Source organism: Streptomyces monashensis (genome assembly GCF_001866665.1).
In the GTDB taxonomy this organism is placed as follows: Bacteria; Actinomycetota; Actinomycetes; order Streptomycetales; family Streptomycetaceae; genus Streptomyces; species Streptomyces monashensis.
On record NZ_MLYO01000058.1, the window covers coordinates 63,693 to 70,049 of the forward strand.

General features: G+C 67.7%; 5 protein-coding genes and 4 pseudogenes. 7 read left to right on the forward strand and 2 right to left on the reverse strand.

What is annotated here, in order from left to right:
• Positions 1 to 24: 24 nt before the first annotated feature.
• A complete protein-coding gene (locus BIV23_RS31440; RefSeq protein WP_071384372.1) occupies positions 25 to 282 on the forward strand; it encodes a hypothetical protein in 258 nt (85 codons plus the stop codon).
• 181 nt (positions 283 to 463) lie between these two features.
• On the opposite strand, the gene BIV23_RS31445 is transcribed toward BIV23_RS31440, so the two are convergent.
• On the reverse strand, positions 464 to 1,510 hold the full coding sequence (locus BIV23_RS31445) for a transposase (protein WP_245790727.1): 1,047 nt from the start codon (positions 1,508 to 1,510) through the stop codon (positions 464 to 466).
• Positions 1,511 to 1,740: 230 nt separating this feature from the next.
• On the opposite strand from BIV23_RS31445, the pseudogene BIV23_RS31450 reads away from it, so the two are divergent.
• From BIV23_RS31450 to BIV23_RS31455, 3 genes and pseudogenes are all read left to right on the forward strand, one after another.
• Positions 1,741 to 3,199 (forward strand): annotated as a pseudogene (locus BIV23_RS31450) (NF041680 family putative transposase).
• Positions 3,200 to 3,259: 60 nt separating this feature from the next.
• On the forward strand, positions 3,260 to 3,670 hold the full coding sequence (locus BIV23_RS47140) for a GNAT family N-acetyltransferase (RefSeq protein WP_079173508.1): 411 nt from the start codon (positions 3,260 to 3,262) through the stop codon (positions 3,668 to 3,670).
• Between the two features lie 93 nt (positions 3,671 to 3,763).
• Positions 3,764 to 4,531 (forward strand): annotated as a pseudogene (locus BIV23_RS31455) (transposase).
• 287 nt (positions 4,532 to 4,818) lie between these two features.
• Here BIV23_RS31455 and BIV23_RS31460 read toward each other — a convergent pair.
• Positions 4,819 to 5,385, reverse strand: a pseudogene (locus BIV23_RS31460) (sigma factor-like helix-turn-helix DNA-binding protein); the annotation flags it as partial.
• Between the two features lie 118 nt (positions 5,386 to 5,503).
• Here BIV23_RS31460 and BIV23_RS54085 point away from each other — a divergent pair.
• From BIV23_RS54085 to BIV23_RS31470, 3 genes and pseudogenes are all read left to right on the forward strand, one after another.
• Positions 5,504 to 5,863 (forward strand): transposase family protein, encoded by a 360-nt coding sequence (locus BIV23_RS54085; protein ID WP_425443541.1) that lies wholly within the window; start codon positions 5,504 to 5,506, stop codon positions 5,861 to 5,863.
• A complete protein-coding gene (locus tag BIV23_RS49045; protein WP_071384373.1) occupies positions 5,797 to 6,036 on the forward strand; it encodes a transposase in 240 nt (79 codons plus the stop codon). The genes BIV23_RS54085 and BIV23_RS49045 overlap by 67 nt, the downstream gene beginning before the upstream one ends.
• 44 nt (positions 6,037 to 6,080) lie before the next feature.
• A pseudogene (locus tag BIV23_RS31470) lies at positions 6,081 to 6,311 on the forward strand (SMI1/KNR4 family protein); the annotation flags it as partial.
• Between the last annotated feature and the right edge of the window lie 46 nt (positions 6,312 to 6,357).

Below are 6,357 nucleotides of genomic sequence, written 5' to 3' on the forward strand. Positions count from 1 at the left end.
CATCACCGCCCTTACGATGATCGCGTGACAGCCCGCCGCGCCCTCGGCGCCGGTCCCCAGGCCCCGCAGAACATCCGCGCCGCCCAGGCCGACCTCCGCGACACACTCCCCGGGATCCGCCTGCCCGACCTCGACCAGCTACGGGCCCGCGGAGCCCTCGGCACTCACCCGGCGGCACCCCCCGCATCCCGACGGACCCTCGGCACGGGCGGCCACGCCAACGCGCACGTCAGCGACCCCACCCATCCTCAGCACCCCACCAGCAAAAACTCCTCGCCCTGACATGCCGTCACTGACACCCACCCACCGACACCCAACCAGCACATCGCAGCTCAGCCCGCACACCCGTACCCGGCAATGGCGTCGGCTACGTTTGGCGAAGACCCGGCCCCCGCGTGCTTAGAAGGCTCGTGAAGATCTTGGTGAGGGGCTGTCCGCCTGGAGGCCGGGCGGCCCCTGTTCGTTAGGTGGTGGCCGGGGCGAGTTGCCAGCCGTCGCCGGTGTGGGTGAGTCCGAGGTTGATCAGTCGGCGGAGGTTGAGGGCGGCGGCTCGGGTGTGGAGCCAGGTGTTGTTGTTGATGGTTCCGCGGTAGCGCAGGCGGCGGTTGCCGTGCTGGACGAGCCAGGCGACGGCGCGTTCGACCGGTGGTCTCCAGCGCCGGTAGTCCGCTTGCCAGTCGGGGTCGGTTGTGGCCTGGCGGCGGGCAGCTGCGAGCAGGTCGTGGTGCGGGCGGATGGTCAGGATGCGGCCGGCCTTGGCTTTGGTGCACCGCTCACGCAGGGGACATCCGGTGCACAGGTTCCCGAAGGCTGCCCTGCGCTGGCTGTGCTGCCCGCCGGGGTCCGACAGCGCGACGGTGTGTCCTTGGGGGCAGGTGACCGTGGCGGCGGCGGTGTCGATGGCGAAGTCGTCCAGGGTGAAGCCGCCGGGGACAGCTGCCCGTAGCGGGGCGGGTTTGAAAAACAGTCGGTGGCCTGCTGCTTCGAGGGCCTGGCGGGCCTCGCCGGTGGAGTAGGCGGTATCACCGAATGCGTCCACCGGCCCGTCTTCTGCGGCGAGCAGGTCCACGCCGACGGTGGCCTCGTGGTGCTCGGGCCCGACGCCGGGAGTGAGGGCCACAGCGGTGTATAACGCGGTCTCCGGCTCGATGGCCAGGCGGGCTTTGTATCCGTCCTGCTGGTGGGTGCGGGTCTTGTGGATGTGCCGGGATTCGGCATCGGCGGTGGAGACTGTCCGGTCGTAGGCGGTGCCGCAGGTGATGCGCCAGCGTCCGTCACGGCCGTCGGAGTTTTCGGCCGGTTCCACGTCCTGTCCGGCGACCAGGGCCAGCAGGCCCACCGCGTTCGCGGCTTTCTCACCGAGCTGCTGGTCCGGCAGATGCCCCAGCAGCCTGAGCGCGTCACCGACCAGGGCGTCGACGAGATCAGCACGGGCCTGCTCGTCGTTCCAGGCGATGCGGGGTTTGCCGGGGTCGCTGTAGTCGTGCGCGGTGCACTGCACGGCTGCCACCTGGCCGACTGGCCCTGCCTCGAGGCTGGACAGACGAGACACCCCGCCCAACCCACCACGATGCTTGATCCACTTCTGAAACACGCCCTAGCTTGATCTTTAACGACCGATGTCGAATGGTGCCTCGAACTGGATCACTCGGTCCGGTATCCGCCGTACACGGAGGCGGCCTTCGTCTGAACATGTGCTCCGACCAAGGAACACACATCTTCAGAACGAAGGCCGTGGGGATGAGTCTGCTGCATCGAGACACACGACGAGACGCTTTGGAGCAACTGTCATGCTTCCGGGGCGAGTTCTACTCCTGTCTCACCGCTCGTTCGGATGCGTTGTTCGAGCTGGCCGATGCCGTTCTGTGCGGTGACGGACCAGTGAGGTCACTGCCCGAGCTGTCGCTGGTCGGCGAACACCGCCGCGGTCACGGCGGACTCTACTCAGCCGTCGCCCGCGGCCGGGTCGATGCCGGCCGGATCCGGCGGGCCCTGGCCTCGGTGTCACTGCCCCGGGCCGTCGACGGCCGACTGGTCCTGACCGTCGACATCACCTGCTGGCTGCGTCCCGATGCCCACACCTCACCGCAACGGATCCTGTGTCACACCTACGGTCGGGGCAAGGACCAGCACATCCCGGTTCCCGGCCGGCCGTACTCGATCATCTGCGCACTCGAGCCGGGCCGCAGCTCTTGGACCGCTCCGCTGGACGCATTGCGCCTGGCGCCCGGGGACGACACCGCCACCGCCACCGCCCGGCAACTGCGCGAACTGGTCGAGACACTGATCAAGGCAGGTCAACGGCAGGAAGGCGAACCGAAGATCCTCATCATCGCGGACGCCGGCTACGACGCACCCCGTCTCGCCTTCCTACTGAGCGACCTGCCGGTGCAGGTGCTGGCCCGGATGCGCTCGGACCGCGTCCTGCGGCAGGCCGTCCCGCCCCGGCAGCCTCACACCCAGGGCCGACCGCCCCGGCACGGCAGCGAGTTCGTCTTCGGCCAGCCCGACACCTGGAGCACCCCGGACACCGAGACCGTCACCGACACACGCCTCTACGGCACCACCAGAGCCCGCTCCTGGGACCGGCTGCACCCCAGGCTGACCCACCGCTCCTCCTGGGCAGCCGCCGACGGCACCCTCCCGGTCGTCGAAGGGACGGTGATCCGCCTGGACATCGGCCACCTGCCCAGCGGCGCAACACCGAAGCCGGTCTGGCTGTGGTGATCGGGCACCGACGCCACTGCGGCGGACGCCGACCGCCTCCGGCAGGCCTACCTGCGACGCTTCGACATCGAGCACACCTACCGCCTGTTCAAGCAGACCCTCGGCTGGACCACCCCGAAGATCCGCACACCCGAGGCCGCCGACCGCTGGACCTGGCTGATCCTCGCCGCCTACACCCAACTGCGTCCGGCCCGCCCATGGGCAGCCGACCGGGCGCCGTCCCTGGGAGAGACCCAGCCCTCCGGACAGGCTCACTCCCGCCCGCGTCCGCCGCGACTTCCGGCACATCCGCCCACAGGCCATCTGCCCGGCCAGAGCACCGAAACCCACCCTCCCCGGTCCCGGCCGGCCACCAGGCAGGAAAAACACCCGCCCCGCACCCCGCCACGACGTGCACACACCCAAGAACACCCAGCCAGCGAAACAACAAAAGAAGAACACAACCACCCCGAAACCCCGCCGCACAGGTTAAAGATCAAGCTAAGGGCTGTCCTGATATTGGGCAGGCCGCCGCAGGAGGACAATCGCGCTCATGGCTGACGTCGTCCTCTTCGATCCCGCTCACCTCTCTGGAGTCCTCGACCTGTGTCGTAGTGAGGGATGGTCCACCATCTCTGCCAACCCCGAGCGGGCCAAGGCCAGCCTGACGGCACCGGGCGTGGTGGCGCTCGTCGCGGTTGAAGGCACGCGAGTTGTCGGCTTTGCGCAAGCCCTGACCGATGGTGTCGCACAGGCACACCTGTCACTGCTTGCCACGGCTCACGATCGCCGTCGCGAAGGTATCGGCCGCAGTCTGGTTCAGGAGACTCTTCGCCGCTGCGGAGCCATGCGCATGGACCTGGTCACGGACACCGCAGAAGAGTTCTACGCCGCACTCCCACACCGCAGGTTTCACGGCTTTCGCATCTACGGAGACGTTCAACCGTCCGGTGGGACTTCGTGAGCGCTAGGCCAGGGGAAGGCAGTGGAGAGGCTTCGGCCGGTAGATCTGCCTGATGGGATCTCATAGTCGCCATGCTGCGGGATGATCTCGATCATGACTGGTGTGATCACGGCGTCGGAGCCGTCCTGGATAGCCCCGTTCACCGGGCTGAACCCGCGCTGCTTCGACACGTTGGTGAGCATGGTGCGCCGTGAAGGCGCGGACGCGGTCCGAAGAGGACGGCCGTGGAGTCTACCGTTGGAGGACCGGGTGCTGCTGGTCGCGGCCTACTGGCGTACCAACTTGACGCTGCGCCAGCTCGCCCCGCTGTTCGGCATCTCGAAGTCGGTCGCGCACAGGATCATCGACCAGCTGGCCCCCATGCTCGCGCTCCAGCCCCGCAAGCGATTCCGCAAGGACGCCGTCCTCATCGTGGACAGCACTCTGGTCCCCACCCGCGACCACATGATGGCCGAACAGTCCAAGAATTACCGATACTCCACCAACCACCAGGTCGTCATCGACGCCGACACCCGCCTCGTCGTCGTGGTCGGCCGGCCGCTTCCCGGTAAACGCGCCCGACTGCAAGGCGTGGGAGGAATCCGGTGCCAAGGCGGCAGTCGGAAACACCACCACGATCGCCGACGGCAGCTACCCGGGCACCGGCCTGGTAATGCCCATCGCCGGCGAAAGGGCGAGGAACTGTCTGCCTGGAAGGAGGCGCACAACAAGTCCCACAAGCAGGTACGAGCCCGTGTCGAGCACGCATTCGCGAGGATGAAGAGCTGGAAGATCCTGCGGGAGTGCCGCCTGAAGGGCGACGGCGTCTACCACCCCATGCGCGGCATTGCCCGCCTGCACAACCTCACCCTCGCCGGATAGACCAGCCAGCCATACGACGGCCGACAGCCCTCTCATCGCCGTCGAGATCATTTACGGGACAGCCCTTAGCCTCGGGCTTTCACGAGCGGTGCCGTCTGCCACTTGATCAGAGATGCGAGAAGCGTTCCTGACCTGCAACGATAGGACTTCTCGAGGGTCTTGTCGGTTGCTGTCGAAAGAGCACTTCCCAGGTGAAGCCACTGAGGTTTTCCCAGAGGCTGAGTTCAACGTCTCTGAGGACCAGGCGCGGACTACTTCGAGTACGGGCGGCCTTCGCCGGTAGGGAGTCACACCGGGTCCGGAAGGTCCATGAGCGCGAGTTTGGCCGGGTCGACCACGGCGGTGATCTCGGTGATGTGGCCGTCGGCGACGGTGAAGGCGAGGAGGGGCAGCGGGGTGCCGGCCTCGCTCCAGGAGATGGCGCCGGGGCGGCCGTTGACGATCGCCGCGTGTCCTCGTGCCGCGCTGCCGGCCACTCGCGCGCGGGTGGCGACTTCGGTGGCCCCGAGCGTGACGAACGTGCCATTCGGGGTGTGGATGGTGAACGTCACTTCGGGGTGGAGGACCTGAAGCAGCTGTTCGAACCGGCCGTCGCGGGCTGCGGCCAAGAAGGCTTGCGCCACCTCGCGTTGTTGTCGTCCGGTGCTTGCCGGCTGCTGCGCGGCCTGCACTTTCCTGCGGGCGCGGCTGGCGAGCATTTTGGTCGCGTCGACGGATTTGCCGAGAATGGTGCCGATCTCCACGAAGGGCACGGCGAACACGTCGTGCACCACGAACGCCAGTCGTTCGTCAGGTCGAAGCGAGTCGAGGACCGTGAGGAGCGGGAGGCCGACGGAGTCCCCGAGTGCCGACTGGGTGTGTGGTTCAGGGGATTTGGGGCGGTTGCTGCCGCATTTAGCCGGGGTGGTCGTTGAGTCGGTAGAGCGAGCCGACGGGGTGGTCACGTTTCGTGCGTCGTGCCGGGCGCTGCCGGTGCGGTGTCCGGAGTGTGGGATGCCGTCCTGGCGGGTGCACGGCCGATACACGCGGCAGCTGCGGGATGCGCCGGACGGGCTGACGCCAGCGGTGATCACGCTCGTGGTGCGGCGGTTCAGGTGCAGTAACTCCCTCTGCGCCGCGGTGACGTTCGCCGAGCAGGTGGAGGGCCTGACCCGGCCACACGCCCGGTACACGCCGTTGCTACGGCAGATACTTCGTCGATCGCGCTGGTGCTGGCGGGGCGCCCCGGGGCCCGACTGGCAGCGCTGCTGGGTATTCCGGTGGCCATGGACGTGTTCCTGGGCCTGCTCTGCTCGGTTCCTGATGCACCGTCCGGCCTGGTCAGAGTGCTGAGTGTGGATGACTTCGCCCTCCGTAAGGGTGACTCCTACGCGACCCTCCTGGTGGACCTGGAGGCCCGCCGCCCGCTGGATGTCCTGCCCGGCCGGGACGCAGAGCCCCTGGCCGCATGGCTCGCCGGCCACCCGGACCTCCACCGATCCTGGAGCGGTTCACTGTTCGCGTGACGCCGAACGAAGATCGCCAGTTTCCTGCCGCGCTCGCCGCCGCCATGGCGGTCCGGTTCGACTACGCCGGCGGTGACGGTGTCGAATTTGAACCCTTTGCATCATTCCTGTCTGCCGATGAGACAACCGACTGGTTCCGAGCGTGGACCGGTAACAGCGAGCTGAACGGCGACGACTTCCGCGTGTTCGGCCAGGATGGCACCGGCGGATACGCCGCGTTCTGGCTGGTCCACCCAAGCCGGGCACTGGTTGAGCAGCCTGTCGTCTTCCTCGGTGTCGGCGTACGCGTCCTGCTGGCCCTGGCAAGATTTTCGTGAAACG